Genomic DNA, 17492 nt, shown 5'->3' on the forward strand with positions numbered 1-17492 from the left:
GAGAGGAAAAAGGTTATGAAAATTCCAAGTTTCGGTGTAGAAGAATGGTTAAATGTTTGGGAAAATGATGCTATATATGATATTGCAGGTAGCTCTATTGCATCATTTTCATTAGATGAAATTATAAGAATTGATGGAACAACTCCAGAAGAGTTTTTTAATAAATTATTAGATAGAAAAATGAATTATGGATATATAGAAGGGTCTTTAGAATTTAAGGAAGAAGTTAGTAAGTTATATAAAACTGTTGATAAAGATAATATATTACAAACAAACGGAGCGACAGGTGCAAATATTTTAGCTTTATATTCTTTAATAGAGCCAGAGGACCACGTTATTTCTATGCATCCTAGTTATCAACAATTATATGATATTCCAAAATCTTTTGGAGCAGAAGTAGATTTTTGGGAGATTAAAGAAGAAAATAACTGGCTACCTAGCTTAGAAGACTTAAAAAGATTAATGAAGAAAAACACTAAAATGATATGTTTAAATAATGCTAATAATCCTACAGGAACTATATTTGAAGAAGATTTCTTAAAGGAAATAGTTAAAATAGCAAAAGAATATGATGCTTATATTTTAGTAGATGAAGTGTACAAGCCTCTAGACTCTAATATATCAGTTCCAGCTATAGTTGACCTTTACGAAAAGGGAATATCAACTAACAGTTTATCTAAGACTTATTCTATTCCAGGAGTTAGGGTAGGGTGGACTGCAACTAATAAAGAACTTGCAGATATATTTAGAAAATATAGAGATTATACAATGATTTGTGCTGGGGTTTTTGATGATTTTTTAGCAGTACATGTTTTAAAAAATAAGGAAGCAGTATTAAAGAGAAATAAAGAAATAGTAAATACTAATTTAGAAATAGTTAAAGAATGGGTAAAAGATGAGCCTAGGGTATCTTTAGTATTACCAAAGCATGTATCAACTTCATTTATAAAGTTAGATATTCCTATAGACGTTGAAACATTTTGTATCCAACTATTAAAAGAAAAAGGTGTTTTATTAGTTCCGGGAAATAGGTTTGATGTAGAAGGTCATGCGAGGCTAGGCTATTGTACGCATACTGAAATATTAAAAAAAGGACTAAAGGAACTTTCAAATTATTTGAGGAAGTTCGATAATTAAATAAAAGGACATCAATTTTAGAGTTTACAGAAATTTAGGAAATAAGCAATAAGGAGTAATTTATTTGTAAATTGTTAATTAAAATTTGAAAGTATTGAATAAATGGCAAAAGACATAGAATTTATGGAATAAATTACAATAATATGTAATAATGAACTTATATTTAAATAAAAATTTATTATTATGTGGAGAAAATAAATGAAAAGAATTTTATGTTATCCAAAATTGACACCAGTATTTAATCAAGGCAAAAAGACTCAAAATAAAGATAATAAAAGATTGGGAATAGGAAGTATAGCAGTTCTTTTGGTGTTATTTGCATCAATAATATCTTTTTTTAGTATTGATGGACTACTTGTTGGAGAATACATGTTTGGAACATTTATTCCAACGCAATATATATCTATTATATTATTTATAATAGCTTTATATTTAAGTTGTAAATTTAAAAGTGATTATGGAGCTAGAATAGGCAAAGTGTTATCAATAGTTTGTTTAATCTGGATGTGTATACTGCTTATAACTGGCTATATTAATTTTAACAATTGGTAGTTTAGCTTTTGGAAAATAAGATTTGTTTTATCAAACTGTTGACTAAATGTCATCAGTTTGATAATTAATAAAAAGAGAGCATTGATTATAATTATATAATCAATGCTCTCTTTTTATAGCCTAAAATTGATTTTCTATTTTGTTACCTTTTTTAGTAAGGTTTCTTATCCATTTATCAGCTATAGCTTGTTCGTGTTTTTTGAAATGCTCATATTTTTTATATTCTTTTAGAGCATGTTTTAATTTTTTATCTAAAGTTTTTTCGTCCATATCATAACTTGTATTTAATTCTGAATAAACTTTCTTTAAAGCTTTCATAGCTTGGATTTTATCTTTTTCACCTTTTAAATTATCAGAAAGTTCTTTTAAGAAAGCTTTCTTTTCTGTTAATTTAGGGTCAGTTCCAGTTTCTGCTACAGCAATAAGGGCATCTAATCTTTCTTTTGTATGTTCTAAAGTTATATCTCTAAATCCATCATCTATTCCATATTGTTTTAAGAATTTGTTGAAGTCTTCTAAATTATCTTCTCCACCAAATAATTTTTCTATATCTATTTCTTCATATACTTCCATTTCTATTTCCTCCAATCAATTAATGATGTGCAATTACACCTTCAACTTTTTCTTTTGCTTTTATTTTTGATTCCATTTTTTCTTCTTCTTTTCTCATCTCAGCAACCTTTTCTTTTCCAGTTTTTCTTGCATCTTGATTAAATCTTCTGTCTCCATGATTACTCATATAAATCACCTCATTAAGTATTAATTTACCTAGATAATAACACTAATGAATGATAATAAAAAATAGAAAAATTTCCATTTATAGCTATAAAAATTAAAATACATTCGCTATAGGTTAAATAATTAAAATACTAAAGAATTACTCTCATTTAATAGGTTATAATACGTTTTTATATATGTTATTATTAAGTTAACGCTTTGGTAATTTTTAGGTTAATAGAATGTTTTTAGTTTAGACTTAAAAATGAAATTTAGAATATCAATTAGAAATAAAATTTAAAGTTTATTCTTTTAAATATTATTTCTAAAAATAGTTGACAAGCTGTGAAGGAAGTAATAAAATATAGTTAATAAAACGATTACAATCAAATACCGAGATCGTTACTTTAAGTTAGGCGAAACCTTAATTAATGAGAAGAGATTATATTTTTAATCCTTTTGATTAATTGAGGTTTTTTGTTTAAAATTCGAGTAACTATATATTTTAAAGAGGTGGTGTAATGAGGATAAAAAAGAGCTTTAACAATAACGTGGTTTTAGTAACTGATAGTGAAGGCAATGAAAAAGTTGTTATGGGAAAAGGTTTATCTTTTAAAAAGTCTGTTGGTGATGTTATTGATGAGAAGCTTGTGGAAAAGGAATTTATCTTCAAGGGAGGGGATGTTTCAGAGAGGTTTAAACTATTATTAGATGATGTTCCGGAGGAATTGATTTCTTTAAGCTACGATATTGTTGAATATATTAAAAATAGCATAAATCTTAAGCTTAATGATTATATCTATATTACTTTAACGGATCACATAAATAATGCGATTAAGCTCTATAAAGAAGGAATGGAAATTAATAATCCTCTAAAATGGGAGATTAAGAAATTATATCCTAAGGAATTTAAAGCAGGTATTAAAGCTATTGAATACATCGAAGATGAATTTGATATAGATTTATCAGAAGATGAAGCTTGTAATATTGCAATGCATATAATAAATGCAGAAGTAAATGGCTTTGGAGATAGTTTAGAAGACGTTTCAAGTATGAGTAAAAAGATAGGGGACATACTAAACATAGTTAAATACACTTACGGTATAAACCTAGACGAAGGCTCTATATCTTATGAAAGATTCATAACTCACTTGAAATTCTTTTTTAAGAGATTAGAAACTAAAGGCACTTCAAATAGTGATAACGAAGAATTTCTCTTATCACAAGTTAAAGAAAAGTATCAAAATGCTTATAATTGTATGTTAAAGATACAAAAGTATTTAGATACAGATTTAAATAGCGAAGAGATGCTTTATTTAACACTTCATATTCAAAGGATTACAAAATAAAATATTAGGATTGTTACTTTAAGTAGGCGAGACCAAATTTTGAATATTTCATAATATTCTTATATTGGTTTCGTCTTTTTTTTATATAATAATTATAAAATCAAGGAGGAATATTATGAAATACGAAGCTTTAGCGAAAGAGATTATAAAGTATGTTGGTGGAAAAGAAAATATTAATAGTTTAACTCATTGTATAACTCGTTTAAGGTTTAAGCTAAAAGATGAAAAACTTGCAAATACAGAGGCTTTAAAAAACCTAGATGGAGTAGTTACAGTTGTTCAAAGTGGGGGTCAGTATCAAGTTGTAATCGGAAATCACGTTCCAGAGGTTTATAAAGATGTAGTTTTAGTCGGTGGAATTGGAATGTCAGAGTCAGAAGATGCTTCAGAAAAGATGAGTCCTTTTAATAGATTTATAGATATAATTTCAGGAGTTTTCACTCCAGTTTTAGGAGTTTTAGCTGCAACTGGTATGATTAAAGGTTTAAATGCCTTGTTTGTAGCATTAGGGTGGTTAACACCAGATACTGGAACTTATGCTATACTTAATGCTATAGGAGATTGTTTATTTTACTTCTTCCCAGTATTCTTAGGATTTACAGCAGCTAAGAAGTTTAAATTAAATCAATTTTTAGGAATGGCAATAGGTGCAGCTCTTGTTTATCCGGCACTTGCAGGACTTACAACAGGAGATCCTTTATTTGTTTTATTTGGAGGAACTATAATTGAATCTCCAGTTTATGTTACATTCCTTGGAATACCAGTAATTTTGATGAACTACACATCAAGTGTTATTCCAATAATAATAGCTTGTTTTGTTGGCGGAAAAGTAGAAAACTTTTTCAAAAAATATATTCCAAGCGTAGTTAGTAACTTCTTAGTTCCATTTTGTACATTACTTGTAGTAGTACCTTTAACATTTATAGTAATAGGACCTATAGCAACTTGGGCAAGTCAGCTTTTAGGTGCTGTAACTGTAGCTGCATATAACTTAAGTCCAATAGTTGCAGGAGTTATACTTGGAGGATTCTGGCAAGTGTTTGTTATATTTGGATTACACTGGGGAATTATTCCTATAGGATTTAATAACTTAGCAGTTAATGGTTATGATGCAATACTTGCTTTAATATTTGCAGCATCTTTTGCACAAATAGGTGTAGTACTTGCAATTATGTTTAAAACTAAGGATAAAAAGTTAAAATCACTTTGTATACCAGCTTTTATTTCAGGTATATTTGGAGTTACAGAACCTGCAATTTATGGTGTAACATTACCTCGTAAAAAGCCATTTATAATAAGTTGTATAGGCGGTGCTGTAGGTGGAGGAATACTTGGTGCTATGGGTACATTAGTCTACACAAATGGTGGACTTGGAATATTCCAAATACCAGCATTTATAAATCCTAAAAATGGTATAGATGCAGGATTCTACGGAATGGTAATTTCTATGGTAGCCTCATTTGCACTAGGATTTATAATGATGTTCTTCACTAAGTTAACAGGAGAAAAAGAAGAAGATAACAAAGTTAAAGAAAACGTTTTAGTAAAAAGAGAAGTTTTAAATAGTCCTTTAAAGGGAAAAGTTGAACCTTTAAGCAAAGTAAAAGACGATGCTTTCTCTAAGGGGGTTTTAGGAAAAGGTATAGCAATAGAGCCTTCAGAAGGAAAGGTATTTGCACCAAATGACGGAGTAGTTACAACATTCTTCCCTACAGGACATGCTATAGGGATAACAACAGATACAGGAGCTGAGATTCTTATCCACGTTGGAATGGATACAGTTCAGTTAGAAGGAAAGTATTTTACACCTAAAGTAAAACAAGGTGCTAAAGTTAAAAAAGGAGAACTATTATTAGAGTTTGATATAAAAAATATTGAAAAGGCTGGATTCTCAGTTACAACTCCAGTAGTTATCACAAATTCTGATAGTTATTTAGATATTATAGAAACAGATAAAAAAGAAGTAAGTAAAAATGATGAAATACTAACAGTAGTAATTTAAATTTAGGGAGGATGAATTTTATGAAAAATTTAGGATTTAATGAAAACTTTTTATGGGGAGGAGCATTAGCTGCAAACCAATGTGAAGGAGCTTATTTAGATGGAGGTAAGGGTCTTACAACTGTAGACCTTTGTCCTACAGGCAAAAATAGATTTAATGTTTTAATGGGTAAAATAGATAGTTTAGAGCCAGTAGAGGGAGAGTACTATCCATCACACGAAGCTATTGATTTTTATCATAGATTTAAAGAAGATATCGCATTATTTAAGGAAATGGGATTTAAATGTTTAAGAGTTTCTATAGCTTGGTCTAGAATATTCCCAAATGGTGATGAAGCTCTGCCAAACGAAGATGGGTTAAAATTCTATGATGAATTATTCGATGAGATGATAAAAAATGATATAGAGCCTGTAGTTACTCTATGTCACTTTGATCTTCCAGTTAGTTTAATAAAGAATTACGGAGGGTGGAGAAACAGAAAATTAGTAGACTTTTATTTAAATTATACAACTACTATATTTAATAGATACAAAGATAAAATAAAGTACTTTATGACATTTAACGAGATTAATATGTTATTACACGCACCATTTTTAGGAGCTGGAATAATCTTAAAAGAAGGTGAAAACGCTGATAAAATAAAATATCAAGCAGCACATCACCAATTAATTGCAAGTGCATTAACAACTAAAGCTGCGCACGAAATAATAAAAGGTTCTATGGTAGGTTGTATGCTAGCTGCAGGTGTAACATACCCTTATTCAGCAAATCCTTTAGATGTAAAAAAAGCTATGGATAATGATAGAGAAAATTATTTCTTTATAGATGTTCAATCAAGAGGAGAATACCCAGGGTATGCAAAGAGATTCTTTAGAGAAAATGATATAGAATTAGAAATGGAAGATGGAGATTTAGAGATATTAAAACATAATACAGTAGATTATATTGGATTTAGTTATTACTCAAGTAGATGCGCAAGTACAGACCCAGAAGTTTTAAATGGAATGACTGGTGGAAACGTATTTGAAACTATTAAAAACCCTTATTTAAAAGCATCAGAGTGGGGATGGCAAATAGATCCACTTGGGCTTAGAATAACTTGTAACACATTGTACGATAGATACCAAAAGCCTTTATTTATAGTTGAAAATGGACTTGGAGCTATAGATAAAATAGAGGAAGATCGAAGTATAAATGATGATTACAGAATCGAATATTTAAGAGAGCATATAAAAGAAATGAAAGAAGCAGTACTAGACGGAGTTGAACTAATCGGGTATACACCTTGGGGTTGTATAGATTTAGTATCAGCATCTACAGGAGAAATGAAAAAAAGATATGGTTTTATATATGTAGATAAGGATAACGAAGGTTTCGGAAGCTTAGAAAGAAAAAAGAAAAAGAGTTTTGATTGGTACAAAGAAGTTATAAAATCAAATGGTGAAAATCTATAAAAAGTTTAGGGCTATTACATTTTTGTAATAGCCCTAATTTTTATACTTTATTTTTCTTAAAAGCAGAACTTATTCCAAGATAAAGCCCACCTATAATTATAAAAATTAATCCAGGGATATACTTACCAAGGACTACGTTTATAAAACCGGCTATTAAAAGAATTATACTAGCTACAAATATTAACTTAGATTCTCTTATGTTGAAAGATTTTTTACTCTTTTCTATATCTTTTTCAAACTTTTCATCGTATTTATCCATTACTAAATCCTCCTAATATCTATATTTAAAATATAACATATTTAATAAATATTATACGAACTCTTAAGATAATTAACTAAAAGTAGATAAAATTTACAGTTTGATAATATGTAGTTTAATTCCAGTTAATAAGGAATTTGTAAAATTTTATTGTAAATATAGGGGGAGGTATTAAATATGAAGAAAAAACTATATAAAACAATAGTAATGATAGCTTGCATTATTGTAATTGCAGATGCAGTCTATGACTTTGGCTGTGGATTTGTTGAAGGATGCAAAGGTCAAGCAAATCAAATCGAAACAAGTGATTCAAGATAGGAGATTTTATGGAAACTACTTTACAAATTAAAAGATGGCCCATGAGGCTTGCAATTTTAGGATTATTCCTTTGGTTATTTCCGATAGTCGGGATTGTTATAAATATAATAGGAATAGTTATTTCAATAGTAAGCTACAGAAAAGATAAGTTAGAGGTATATAAAATAGCTCTAACTGTAAACATTTTAGACGTGGTGCTAGTTATAGTAAGTTTTATTCAAATTCACTCTTAAGGCTTATTTTAGTCCATATAATTAATAATAAAAAGTTATTGTAATGATAATTATTATCTTATGATAGCTTTTTTTATTTTTGACTAAATTGTTAACAATATTTATTCTATCTTAGGAATATTGAAAAAGAGTTTAATAGAATGTAAAATTAAATATGAATTTTATAAAAAATATATATACTTATAATAAAATTTACAGAAAATATTTATGTAGTAAAAATATTGAAATGGAGGATAGTTATGAAGGGGACAGTTGTGTCAACATGGATGAAGACAAACCGTAAGCTGTTTGATGATAATGTAGTTAATGAAGCTATGGATAGCGTAGGTTTTGGGAGAGATAAGATATTCTCGCCAATAGAAAATGTAGATGATGATAAGGTTCGTGCTTGTATAAAGTATATTGCAGACAAAAAGAATATAAAAGCAAATGAACTTTGGAGAAAGATAGGACAAGATAATGTTGTAACTTTTAGCAAGGATTATCCAGGGTTTTTTAAACATGATAATGTATATTCATTTTTAAAATCTATGTTTGATGTACACGTAGTTATGACTAAAAGGTTTAAAGGGGCTAAACCACCACTATTAAAGATAGAACCTACTTCAAAGAGAGAGGCTATATTTAGCTATAACTCTAATAGAGGGATGTTTGATTATTTTTTAGGAATGTTAGATGGAGTTTGTACGCATTTTAATGAGAAGGTGAAGATAGAAGAAATAAATAAAACTAATACTTCCCTAGATCTAAAGCTTACTTTTGATAAAGATATATACTTTAAGAAGTCATTTAAATTAAATAAGTTATTATCTTTTGGAATTTTTAATAGTTTAAGTGCTAAAACTTCAATGATAGCTTTCATATTTAGTTTGATACCTAACATATTGTTATTTGGGACAAGCGGAATTATAAAATCTCTTATATCATCAGTAATAGTAGCAGTGTTTACATTTATATCTACAAGATTATTGACTTCACCTATAAGTAGCATTAAAGATGAAATTAATAATTTACTAAATCATAAATATGATATTGATAGTGAGATAGTAACTAATGATGAGTTTGAAGATATTTACAAGCTTTTAGGAAAATATAAAGAAAGCATACAAACAGATTTTGTAGGATTTAAAGGTATTGTAGATGAGATGAATACCTTCACAAAAAACATAAATAATATTTCTAGTTCTATGGAGAATACTTCAAACGAAATAAGTGGAGTTGTAGAACAAGTAGCAACAGGTGCTATTACTCAAGCTGAAAATACAGATGAAGCAGTTGAATCTCTAAATGAAAATATAAATTCTTTAAAAGGTATAGTAAAGAAAGAGAACGGAAATAAAGTTCAACTTGAAGAAGCAATGAGTCAAATAAACAATAGTTATAAGCATGTTAATAAATCTAGTGAAAACATCCAAACTACTTTAAACAAATTTAATGAAGTAAAAAATAAAGGAGTAGATTTAGAAAATAAAGCATCAGATATAACTAAAATAGTTCAAATAGTTTCAGCTATAGCAGAGCAAACTAATCTTTTAGCACTGAATGCTTCTATAGAAGCTGCAAGAGCAGGAGAACAAGGAAAAGGATTTGCAGTAGTTGCAGATTCTATAAGATCACTTGCAGAACAATCTAAAGATGCAGTTTCTGAGATTAATACAAACCTTGAATTATTTAGACACGAAATAAATAATTTAGTTAAACAAATAGAAGATCAATATGATATTTTAGAATCAGAGACAGATAATTTAGGAAACGTAAGAGATATTAGCTTTGAAGCTAATGAGTCAGTAAAAGAAGTAGCAGGGGCTATGATTCATACTATAAATAGCCTAAATACAGAAGCTTCGTCAATATCTAGCGTATATTCAAGTATTGAATCTTTAGCAGCAATTGCAGAAGAAAACTCTGCTTCTTCAGAAGAAGTAAGTGCAAATGTTACATCATACACTAATGATATAAAAGATTTAATAGAAAGAATATCGCATTTTGAAGATATCACAAAGGAATTTAAAAAAGATTTAGATAAATATAAGATATAAATGGAAGAAGGCACTATTTTCTAGGGGAGAAAATAGTGCCTTTTTAAACTTCAAAAATCAATACTTTAAAGCTTTGAAATAGCGTAGGGGAACGCTATTTCTTTTTTTTGCATCACATTGATACATAGAAATTTAATGACCTCTATATTTTAAATTGTAAATATAAAAATATCAATATGAAATTGGAGGTAAATTATAGAAGAATATGTATGTAAATACATATAATATATAAAAAGAGTTTAATTGTAAAATTTTAAGGGAGGAGTTAGCTTGGATAAATTATCATGTTATAATAAAACTATAGAAGAAAATCTGAAATTAACTAAAGAAAAAGTTCTAAAACTCCTAAAAAAAGATGAAAAGATAGAAGTTTGTATAAAAGGTTTTAGTGAAAAAGCTTTAAAAACGCTTCCTTTAATATCTTTATTATCAGAAGAATCCTTACTTAAGTTCAATAAATCAGCATTTAATTATCTAATTTTTATAACAAACGAGAGAATTTTTATAAATGAGCATTTAAGTGATTCAAAAAGTCCAGAATTAAAGATTTATGATAAGTCCTTAATAGAATCATTTAGAGGAAAACCTAAAAATTTACACAAAAAGATAAGCTATTTTAACCATTACAAAGAGCATAAACGTTTAGCGGTTATAACAAGAATTTGTAAAAGTATATTATTTTTAGCTGGTATTTTACCTATAATAATAATATTTACACTTTTGTTTGATTATCTCTTAGAGTTTGGATTTAACGATTATAGAGGAATTATTTTTAGTGTTTTATTTACAGTTTTAATTGGAATATTTTTTATGAGAAAACTAGAAAAGAAGATGGAAGTAGAGATAATTTTTAAAGATAAAACAAAGATAGAATTCCTAATATTAAATCTTAGTTGTATAAATAATGTCAAAAGGTATTTAAAGAAAATAAAAGCTAAAAAGGAGAAATAAATATGGATGATAATATTTATAAAGGTTCTGAAGAACATGATGCTTCAGAGAGTGAAATTTTAGATAAAATTTTATTAAATGATAAGCTTTTAGATAAGGATTTTAAGAAGAAAAAATTTAATGAGGCATTAGATTCATTTAAGGCTACTTTAGAGAATGATGAATATATGATAAGTTACGCGCAGGGAAGCGCTGTAGATTCTAATTGTAAAAGGGCTATGACATCTGTTATGGGGCCTGGCTGTTATCTTTCTAATCCAATGTTTTTTGATTGGCCAATATACGTTACTTTAGCAAAAACTAATAAAGGTTTTTATGCAATCGAAAGAGGGATGTATGGAAAATATATTAGAAGTTTTAAATTAAAGGAAGATACTTTTAAATTTTTTATAGATGGTAGAATTCTTTTAGAATGCAAAAAAGAAGATTTAGGAGAGTATAACATTCACTTCGACCTTGAAAAAAGAGAAAGGTTAGAAAATGTAGTAGGAAGTATAGATAAAGCTATTAATGGTTCAGAAAAAAAGACTAGGTGGGAAAAAAACAGGAATAAAACTATTTTAGTAGAAGTTTTAATAATAATTCTAGCTATTATAATTGTATATTTTTTAGTTTAATGATTACGATTTATACTAAAAAATGAGTTTCTTTCTAAGGAAGCAGAGTTTGGTAACTTTAAGTTAAATTAAGAAGGAGAAGATTCTAATGAAAACTAGTTTTAAAAATGGAGTGTTAGTGTTTTTTATATTTTTACCACTAATTGTAACGATTATATCTTTAAACTTTTTACCAGACTTAATACCAGCACACTATGGATTTAATGGAGAAGTTACAAGGTGGGGAAGTAAGTATGAATCACTAATAATACCTATAAGTGGGTTTGTGTTTTGTATGATAAGTCTTATATATACTAAGAGTACTGAAAAGTCTTCAAAAAATGATAACAATATTAAAAGTTTAAATATTTGTAATATAGTTCTTGCAGTTACTTTTAATGTTTTGACTATAAGTTTTTTAATTACAAGCTTTAATAAGGTAACAAATATAAATGATGCATTTTCCTTTAAATTAATATATGTTGCTTTAGGTGTAGGATTTATGATTTTAGGAAGGTATTTACCAAAGCTTAAAAGAAATAAATTAATCGGAATAAGAACATCTAAAACTTTATCAAGCGATGAAATATGGGAAAAGACTCATAAATTCGGAGGCAAAGTTTTTATTGTCTTTGGTGCTTTATTTACTATAATATCTTTAATTATCAAAGGGGATATTGCTATGCCGTTATTAATAGTTTCATTACTGATTTTAACTGTAATATTATGTTTATATCCTAGAAGACTTACAAATAAAAAGAATTAATGATGAGTATAAAAGACTTGGATTCTATTTTGAATGCAAGTCTTTTTATATTTTAAAGTAAAGATGTTATTATTTGTAATAAAATAAAAATTTAAATAAAATAATTAGTAGATGGTCAGATATTATATAGATAATTCGTCTATATAGTATAAGGAGGGACGAAGGATGAAAGAAGATGAACTTATAAGAGGATTGATAAATAAAGAAGAAAAAGCTTTTAACTTTATAGTAAATAAATACGGCTTAACTATTTTGAAAATAATCAAAAGTATCTTAAAAGAACCACACGAAAAGGATTTTATAATTGAATGTTATGATGACACTTATATGAAAGCACTAGAAAATATAAGTAAACATAAAAAAGACTGTGAGTTTAGAGTTTGGATATACACAATAGCAAAGTATACTGCTTTAGATTATAAAAGAAAATTAAAAAGGTTATATAAAAATGATGAGTTAGATGATAAAGATGCAGTGTCTAAAGGGGTAGAAGACATTTATCTAGAAAGAGAAGATTTAAAAATAATAAATGAAATATATAAAAAATTAGATAGAGAAGATCAAATTTTATTTAAGGATAAATTTATTAAAAACTGTGATACAGAGTATTTAAAAGAGAAATATTTTATAAGTAGAGATACACTTTATAAAAGGATAAGTAGGCTTAGAAATAAGTGTAGAAAAATACGTGAAGAAATTAGAGAGGAGAGAGAAGCATGATAATAGAAGATTATATAACTGAGGAAGAGATTAAAAATTTCGAAGAAGAAGAAATACCTAAAGATTTAGCTAAAGAGGCATATGAAAGTGTAAATGAATCATTCGTTCAAATTAAGTTTAAAAAGGCGATGAATGAGTTTTCTAAAACTTTAGCTAAGGATGAATATATAATAGATCATATTTCAGGAAGCGCTGTAGATGCTAAGTGTGAAAGAGCTATTATGTCAGTTGCAGGGCCTGGATGTTATCTTTCAAATCCGATGTTTTTTGAGTGGCCTTTCTTTATAACTTTAGTAAAGACAAATAAAGGTTTTTATGGAGTAGAAAGGGCAATGTATGGTAACTTTATAAGAAGTTTTAAATTAAAAAAAGAAAATATGAAAATTTTTGTAGATAATAGAGTATTACTTCAAGCAGAAAAGGAAGATGGAAAAGTATATAACTTAGATTTTTACCTTGAAAAATTAGATAGATTAAAAGAGGTATTAAGGGATGAAAAAGATGAAAAGGTTGGTTTAAAGAAAAAAACTACATGGGAAAAAGATGTAGATAAAATTTTTATAATGCAGATGATATTTACGATTTTACTTACAATTTTTATAGTATATCAAAACCTTTCTATGCGTTAAATAAATTAAAAAGCTACCACTTTAAACAGTTTAAAGTGGTAGCTTCTTTATATAAATTATTAAAAGAAAGAACTATCTCATAGATAAAGCTTTTTTAGTTGCTTTAAATATTTTATTATATCCTGTACATCTACATAAGTGACCTGATAATTCACGTCTAAGTTCTTTATCAGTAAAGTTTTTACCGCTTTCAACTAACGCTGTAGATGTTAATACTAGTCCTGGGGTACAAAAACCACACTGAACGGCACCTTCATCTATAAAGGCTTGTTGAACATTACTTAGCTTGCCGTTTTTTTCTATTCCTTCAATTGTTCTTATACTTTTGCCGTCAGCCCAAACTGCAAGGTAAATGCAAGAGTCTGTAGGAACGCCATCTACAAGAACAGTGCAAGCACCGCATTCTCCGACTAAACACCCTTGTTTTACACCAGTTAGGTTTAATCTAAATCTTAAAATTTCAGATAAAGATTCTCTTATATCTATTTCCATCTCATACTTTTTATCATTAACTGTTAAATGAATCATTTTTTTAAAGCTCATAATCTTTCCCCCTTGCTCTGTCTACAGCCTTTTCGATGCATCTATAGGATAAAACTTCTATTAAATGTTCTTTATATTCTTTTGAGGCATTCCAAAAGTCTATTGCATGTGATGATTTTAAGGCAGTCTCGCCTAAAAGTTTCATATTTTCATCTGTGATTTCCATACCTCTTGCTAAATTTTCAGAAGTTTCGCACCTAAGTGGAGTAGGGCCCGAAACCCCTAAACCTATACGTAAATCCTTAAATTTATCATCCTCAATTTCGAGTACTACAGAAACTCCCATAAGTGCTATATCTAAAGCGTTTCTACTTGCAAACTTTTCGTATTTTCCAAACTTATTAAAGTAATCTTCTTTATTAATTATAATGCTAACTAAAATCTCATCTTTTGATATATTTACTATTCCAGGACCTCTATAAAAATCCCTTATAGGAACTATTCTTTCTGTATTTCTAGATTTTAATTTTAGATTCGCGTTATATGCAAAAAGTGTTGGAGCACTATCAGCAGACACTGCACCGTTACAAACATTCCCGCCTATAGTTGCAATATTTCTTATTTGAGGGCCTCCTAAAGAGACTGCAGCCTCAGCTAAAGTTGGAATATATTTATTTATAATATCGCTTCTAAAGATTTCAGTAAATGTAGTCATAGAACCTATCTCTATAGAACCGTCAGGATTTATATCTATTTTCTTTAGGGAATCTATGTCCCTTAAACTTAAAAGACAAAGACTTTTAAATCTCTCTTCACGAAGTTTAACAAGTACGTCAGTACCTCCTGCAATTATAGTTAAATCTTTTACGTTATTTAACAATTCAAGGGCTTGGTCTAAGCTGTTTGGTTCAAGAATTCCTGTAATATCATACATTTTGTTTCACCCCTTTTAAAATTATGCCGCTTTCCTTTAGCTTTTCAAATACTGATTGACAGTCCATAGGAAGTTTATTTATTTTAACACCTACAGCGTTTAATACAGCATTTCTTATAGCTGGTGCAGGAGAGATTGTTGTATTTTCACCTAAAGATTTTTGACCATAGCTTGATTCAGGGTCGTATTTTTCTACAAACTCGCATTTAACATCAGGCGTATCCATCATAGTTGGAAGTTTGTAATGTAAAAGATTATTATTTATAATTGCACCTGTATTTTTATCTATTATGAATTTTTCAGATAAAGCGAAACCTAATGCCATACTAACTCCACCATCAACTTGACCTTCTGCAAGTTTCTTATTTAAGATAGTACCTGAATCGTGTATATTATATAAATCTAATACTTTTATTTTTCCTGTTCTTGTATCTACTTGAACTTCTACGAAAGTAGCACCGTAGGCTACTGCATTATTTCTAACCTTAACAGTTAAATCAGAAGTTATAGGAGCGTATTTTTCTTTGTTATAGTATGCTTCAAGGCAGATATCTTCAAGAGAAAATAATATTCTTTTAGAACTTTTTGATATTATATTAGAATTTTTTAAATCTATCATATCAATATCTAATCCTGACTTATCAGAAGCTATATCTAAAACTTTTCTCTTAACTTCAAGTGCAGCTTTTTTTATCGCTTGTCCTGCAATAAACGATTGTCTTGAGGCGTAAGAACCTGTATCAAATGGAGTAACATCAGTATCTTGTTTTGATACTAAAGTTATAGTATCAAAAGGTATACTTAGAGTTTCTGAAACCATTTGAGAAAATACTGTATCGCTTCCTTGTCCTATTTCAGTTGCACCTACTTGAACTTGAACTGATCCATCTTGATTCATAACGATTCTACAGCCTGCTTCTTCAACTGATACAGGATAAGTTCCAGAGAAGTAACTAAAGCAAGCCATACCAACACCTTTTCTTATAGGACCAGTTTGGTTTTGATATTCTTTTCTTTTTTTATCCCAATCTATAAGCTTTCTTCCACGATTTAAGCAATCTGGAAGACCAAAGGTTCTTATAACTATTCCAGTTGGCTCGTCTACAAAGCCTTCTTTTATAAAGTTATTTAATCTAAAGTCAACTGGGTCAAGCTCTAAATCATAGCATATATCATCTATTAATGATTCAAGCATAAAACACATTTGAGGAATTCCATAAGCTCTCATAGCACCAGCTACGGGAAGGTTTGTATAAATTGTTTTAGGTCTATATTTTTCTGCTTTTATATTATATAAAGGACGTATTTTACTTCCAGCACTCATTGCAATTGAGTGACCGTGTGAAGCATAAGCCCCGTTATTTACGTAATTTTCTATATCAAATGCAAGAAGTTTATTATTTTTATCAAGTGCCATTTTTATATAGGCTCTCATAGCATGTCTTGTTCTTGTAGAAACTATAGCTTCTTCACGAGTTAAACAAAGCTTAACAGGTCTTCCTGAGACAGCCATACTCATAGCGCAAGTTAAAGGTTCTATAATTACATCTTGCTTTCCACCAAAGCCACCACCTACGTAAGGCTTTAAAACCCTAACTTTACCTATAGGCAAGTTACAAGCTTTAGCAACAATCCTACGAACTATATGAGGGATTTGGGTTGAAGATATTATAAGCATTCTTCCTTTTTCATCCCTTTTAGCGATAGTATTATGAGTTTCCATTTGGCAATGTTGAACTATTTGAGTTTCATATTTGCCACTAAACACTTTATCAGCATTTTTAAATATTTCATCTGGCTCTCCAACTGTAATTCCAAAATCACTTATTATATTATTAGGCCTTTCATCATGAATTACTGGTGCACCAGGCTTAATAGCTTCTTCTTGGTCTACTACAAAAGGTAAAACTTCGTAATCGACCTTTAAAGCCTTTATTCCTTGTATTGCAGTAACTTCATCTACAGCAACAACGCAAGCTACAGCATCCCCAACAAACCTTGCTTTGTCAGCTAGCATCATATAGTCATCAATATCTCTATGGCTTGGATCTAGAGAGTAAGGATGACCTGCGGTTGCATATTTTATATGAGGCAAATCCTCATGACTTAAAACTGCAAGAACGCCTGGGATATTTAAAGCTTTTTCTTTATGAACTTTTATAACTTTTGCGTGGGCATAAGGACTTCTTAAAACTTTCCCAATTAAGATATCTCTTTCTGTGTAATCGGAGCAGTACTTAGCTTTACCAGTAACTTTTGCATAGGCATCTACCCTAGTAATATCTTTTCCTACTATGTCAAATCTGTTTTCCATAAGCATATCCTCCTTAAAATTATGTCAAAGTATTTACGT

General features: G+C 28.8%; 19 protein-coding genes. 13 read left to right on the forward strand and 6 right to left on the reverse strand.

Going from position 1 to position 17492, the window contains the following annotated elements:
- Positions 1–15 precede the first annotated feature (15 nt).
- Entirely contained in the window at positions 16–1137 is a 1122-nt protein-coding gene (locus tag INR60_RS10310; RefSeq protein WP_194191448.1) for an aminotransferase, read from the forward strand.
- A gap of 198 nt (positions 1138–1335) precedes the next feature.
- A complete protein-coding gene (locus tag INR60_RS10315; RefSeq protein WP_194191449.1) occupies positions 1336–1689 on the forward strand; it encodes a hypothetical protein in 354 nt (117 codons plus the stop codon).
- A gap of 120 nt (positions 1690–1809) precedes the next feature.
- On the opposite strand, the gene INR60_RS10320 is transcribed toward INR60_RS10315, so the two are convergent.
- A complete protein-coding gene (locus INR60_RS10320) occupies positions 1810–2262 on the reverse strand; it encodes a hypothetical protein (RefSeq protein ID WP_207729559.1) in 453 nt (150 codons plus the stop codon).
- Between the two features lie 19 nt (positions 2263–2281).
- Complete coding sequence (locus INR60_RS10325; protein ID WP_194191450.1) at positions 2282–2428, reverse strand: hypothetical protein; 147 nt, start codon at positions 2426–2428, stop codon at positions 2282–2284.
- 499 nt (positions 2429–2927) lie between these two features.
- On the opposite strand from INR60_RS10325, the gene licT reads away from it, so the two are divergent.
- The 3 genes from licT (at position 2928) to INR60_RS10340 (ending at position 7211) form a co-directional block, all read left to right on the forward strand.
- Positions 2928–3755 carry a BglG family transcription antiterminator LicT gene (licT, locus tag INR60_RS10330; protein WP_194191451.1) on the forward strand — a complete coding sequence of 276 codons (828 nt, stop codon included), beginning with the start codon at positions 2928–2930 and terminating at the stop codon, positions 3753–3755.
- 115 nt (positions 3756–3870) lie between these two features.
- Positions 3871–5757, forward strand: coding sequence for a beta-glucoside-specific PTS transporter subunit IIABC (locus INR60_RS10335; protein WP_194191452.1), 1887 nt, complete (start codon positions 3871–3873; stop codon positions 5755–5757).
- Positions 5758–5777: 20 nt separating this feature from the next.
- A complete protein-coding gene (locus INR60_RS10340) occupies positions 5778–7211 on the forward strand; it encodes a 6-phospho-beta-glucosidase (RefSeq protein ID WP_194191453.1) in 1434 nt (477 codons plus the stop codon).
- Between the two features lie 40 nt (positions 7212–7251).
- Here INR60_RS10340 and INR60_RS10345 read toward each other — a convergent pair whose 3' ends face one another.
- Positions 7252–7470, reverse strand: a complete 219-nt coding sequence (locus tag INR60_RS10345; RefSeq protein ID WP_194191454.1) for a DUF8582 domain-containing membrane protein — start codon at positions 7468–7470, stop codon at positions 7252–7254.
- A gap of 177 nt (positions 7471–7647) precedes the next feature.
- Between INR60_RS10345 and INR60_RS10350 the strand changes: the two genes are divergently transcribed.
- The 8 genes from INR60_RS10350 (at position 7648) to INR60_RS10385 (ending at position 13722) form a co-directional block, all read left to right on the forward strand.
- Positions 7648–7788 (forward strand): hypothetical protein, encoded by a 141-nt coding sequence (locus INR60_RS10350; RefSeq protein ID WP_194191455.1) that lies wholly within the window; start codon positions 7648–7650, stop codon positions 7786–7788.
- An 8-nt stretch (positions 7789–7796) separates the two neighbouring features.
- On the forward strand, positions 7797–8021 hold the full coding sequence (locus INR60_RS10355) for a hypothetical protein (protein ID WP_194191456.1): 225 nt from the start codon (positions 7797–7799) through the stop codon (positions 8019–8021).
- A gap of 239 nt (positions 8022–8260) precedes the next feature.
- Positions 8261–10060, forward strand: a complete 1800-nt coding sequence (locus tag INR60_RS10360) for a heme NO-binding domain-containing protein (protein WP_194191457.1) — start codon at positions 8261–8263, stop codon at positions 10058–10060.
- A gap of 270 nt (positions 10061–10330) precedes the next feature.
- The gene (locus INR60_RS10365) at positions 10331–11011 is read left to right on the forward strand and encodes a hypothetical protein (RefSeq protein ID WP_194191458.1); all 681 of its coding nucleotides are present in this window, start codon (positions 10331–10333) and stop codon (positions 11009–11011) included.
- Between the two features lie 2 nt (positions 11012–11013).
- The gene (locus INR60_RS10370) at positions 11014–11628 is read left to right on the forward strand and encodes a hypothetical protein (protein ID WP_194191459.1); all 615 of its coding nucleotides are present in this window, start codon (positions 11014–11016) and stop codon (positions 11626–11628) included.
- A gap of 88 nt (positions 11629–11716) precedes the next feature.
- A complete protein-coding gene (locus INR60_RS10375) occupies positions 11717–12373 on the forward strand; it encodes an SdpI family protein (protein WP_194191460.1) in 657 nt (218 codons plus the stop codon).
- A gap of 165 nt (positions 12374–12538) precedes the next feature.
- Complete coding sequence (locus INR60_RS10380; protein WP_194191461.1) at positions 12539–13093, forward strand: sigma-70 family RNA polymerase sigma factor; 555 nt, start codon at positions 12539–12541, stop codon at positions 13091–13093.
- Positions 13090–13722 carry a hypothetical protein gene (locus tag INR60_RS10385; RefSeq protein WP_194191462.1) on the forward strand — a complete coding sequence of 211 codons (633 nt, stop codon included), beginning with the start codon at positions 13090–13092 and terminating at the stop codon, positions 13720–13722. The genes INR60_RS10380 and INR60_RS10385 overlap by 4 nt, the downstream gene beginning before the upstream one ends.
- 72 nt (positions 13723–13794) lie before the next feature.
- On the opposite strand, the gene xdhC is transcribed toward INR60_RS10385, so the two are convergent.
- Genes xdhC through xdhA form a run of 3 tightly spaced genes read right to left on the reverse strand, consistent with a single transcriptional unit; the run spans position 13795 to position 17453 of the window.
- Positions 13795–14265 (reverse strand): xanthine dehydrogenase subunit XdhC, encoded by a 471-nt coding sequence (xdhC, locus tag INR60_RS10390; RefSeq protein WP_194191463.1) that lies wholly within the window; start codon positions 14263–14265, stop codon positions 13795–13797.
- Positions 14255–15139: a xanthine dehydrogenase FAD-binding subunit XdhB gene (gene xdhB, locus INR60_RS10395; RefSeq protein WP_194191464.1), complete on the reverse strand. Its 885-nt coding sequence runs from the start codon at positions 15137–15139 to the stop codon at positions 14255–14257. Before xdhB ends, xdhC begins: the two co-directional genes overlap by 11 nt.
- Positions 15132–17453 (reverse strand): xanthine dehydrogenase molybdenum-binding subunit XdhA, encoded by a 2322-nt coding sequence (gene xdhA, locus INR60_RS10400; protein ID WP_194191465.1) that lies wholly within the window; start codon positions 17451–17453, stop codon positions 15132–15134. The genes xdhB and xdhA overlap by 8 nt, the downstream gene beginning before the upstream one ends.
- Between the last annotated feature and the right edge of the window lie 39 nt (positions 17454–17492).

Origin of the sequence: Clostridium chrysemydis, assembly GCF_015234215.1 — a bacterium.
In the GTDB taxonomy this organism is placed as follows: domain Bacteria; phylum Bacillota; class Clostridia; order Clostridiales; family Clostridiaceae; genus Clostridium; species Clostridium chrysemydis.